Origin of the sequence: Dendrosporobacter sp. 1207_IL3150 (assembly GCF_036763085.1) — a bacterium.
Classification (GTDB): Bacteria; Bacillota; Negativicutes; order DSM-1736; family Dendrosporobacteraceae; genus JBAIYU01.
This window is the reverse complement of the sequence record NZ_JBAIYU010000004.1, coordinates 1-2055: the sequence shown is the minus strand read 5'-3', so window position 1 is coordinate 2055 and position 2055 is coordinate 1. Positions and strand designations below refer to the sequence as shown.

The window sequence follows — 2055 nt, the reverse complement described above, 5'->3', positions numbered from 1 at the left end:
GTTTTCAGGGAACACTGGTTGTTCTTGCGTTCAACCTTATTTGACTCGCTGCCATCTGACAGCTTATCTATATTAACACAACCAATTCATCATGTCAATATGTTTCTTTTGGTATTTTGTGCCACCGCTTGTGACGGCTTATTTATGTTAACACTTATCTTAGATAAAGTCAACATACTTTTTATTTCCATTTACCCGCTGTGATGGCGGTTTAATTATATTATCATTATTATATACTTATGTCAACTAATTTCTTTGTGAGCTTACTCTATATATTTATACCTTCAAAGAATAAACCTACATGCCTATAACATGTAGGTTTATTCTTCGAATACTACACTGGAGGTAAATCTATTTCTTCGTCTGTCTTTCCTAATACCCCTTCCCATTTGGCTACCATTATTGCTGCAACTGTATTTCCAAGTACATTAATAGCTGTTCTTCCCATATCCATAAAACGATCTACACCCACTAGTATTGCAATCCCCTCAATAGGCATACCCATAGCTGTTAACACAGTCGCCATTACAACTAACGAAGCTGAAGGAACATTTGCTGTTCCTTTGCTTGCAATTAGTAATGTACCAAAGATAACTAGTTTACTAGCTAATGATAACTCTATGCCATAGGCTTCTGCTAAGAAAGATACAGCAAGAGCCTGATATAAAGCGGAACCATCCATATTAAAAGTGTAGCCTAATGGCAATACGAAGGATACTACACGATTAGGGATACCATTTTGTTCTAATATCTTCATATGTACTGGCAAAGTAACTTCTGATGAAGCAGTAGTGAAAGCCAGCAGCAATGGCTCTAAGACTTTCTTGAATGTTTGCATTGGACTAATGGCACTAAAGAATTGAAGGAAAAACCAGAATAAAACTAACATCACTGCTAAGCCGATATACAGCACGCCTACCATTTTAGCTAGACCAAATAAAACATTCGATCCTTGTGTCGCCATTACCCATGCAATTACTCCGGCTACACCAATTGGCGCAAAAGCTACTATACCTTCGGTTAGTTTAAACATTGCTTGGAACAAGCTTTCTAGGAAATTAGTTATTGGTTTAGCTTTATCTCCAATTGCTCCGAGTGATAATCCAAAGGCTATTGCAAAGAAGATAACTGGTAGAATTTTACCACCAGCAGCTGCTTCGACAATATTAACAGGAATTAAATCTAAAAAGAATTGAACCCAATCTACTGAGGTATGTAAATTTTTGGGGATGGCTCCCGTAGCCTTTAATGCAACCCCTGTCGCAGGGTGAAAAATATCATTTAATAAAATTCCTATAACTATTGCAACTCCGGTTGCCGTAAAAAACCAAAAGAATGCTTTTGTGACAAGTGATCCAAACCTTCTAAGATCACCAATTTTTACAACACCAAGTGTTACAGCAGCAAAAACTAAAGGAATTACGATCATCCTAATTGCACGAATAAAGGCATCTCCTAGTGGTTTTAATTTAGCACCAAATTGCGGTAACACAAGACCAATTATAACACCAAGTATCATACCTATGAGAATCTGCATCCATAAAGGCATTCTTTTACTCACACATAATTCCTCCTAACTTTAGATTTAAGACCTCACTAATCCCCCCTAATAAAAATATTTAATTAGGTCCTGTCATGAAGAGTACCAACACTAATACATATGTTATGGACGCACTCTAATGTCACAAAAATACAAAAAACACTTACCATTTGATAAGTGTTTTACATCAACAGTGAAGTATGGGAACAGGTTGAACCCATGTCTTAACATAGCAAAAAGCACTTACCATTGGTAAGTGCTTTTTTAATCAGCAGCTTTCTATCCTCCCAGGCCGTTTCCAGCCAAGTACTTTCGACGTATACGAGCTTAACTACTGTGTTCGGTATGGGAACAGGTGGATCCTCGCAGCTATCGCCACTGAATATGTAGGTGAATGTCTACTAGAGTACATTCCCTGAAAACTTCACAGAAGATAATTTGCATTTTAGTATCATTTCATTCGATGAATCGAATGCTTGAATGTTTAAGTCAAGCCCTCGACCTATTAGTACCAG

General features: G+C 37.2%; 2 protein-coding genes and 1 rRNA gene. 1 reads left to right on the top strand and 2 read right to left on the bottom strand.

The features are described from left to right. Positions 1 to 204, top strand: a 204-nt coding sequence (locus V6C17_RS00615; protein ID WP_333520622.1) for a hypothetical protein, incomplete at its 5' end; no start/stop codon positions are given. A 130-nt stretch (positions 205 to 334) separates the two neighbouring features. Here V6C17_RS00615 and V6C17_RS00610 read toward each other — a convergent pair. Together V6C17_RS00610 and rrf are read right to left on the bottom strand one after the other, a co-directional pair. Continuing rightward, a complete protein-coding gene (locus V6C17_RS00610; RefSeq protein WP_333520621.1) occupies positions 335 to 1561 on the bottom strand; it encodes a dicarboxylate/amino acid:cation symporter in 1227 nt (408 codons plus the stop codon). A 245-nt stretch (positions 1562 to 1806) separates the two neighbouring features. Next, a 5S ribosomal RNA gene (rrf, locus tag V6C17_RS00605) occupies positions 1807 to 1923 on the bottom strand. Positions 1924 to 2055 lie beyond the last annotated feature (132 nt).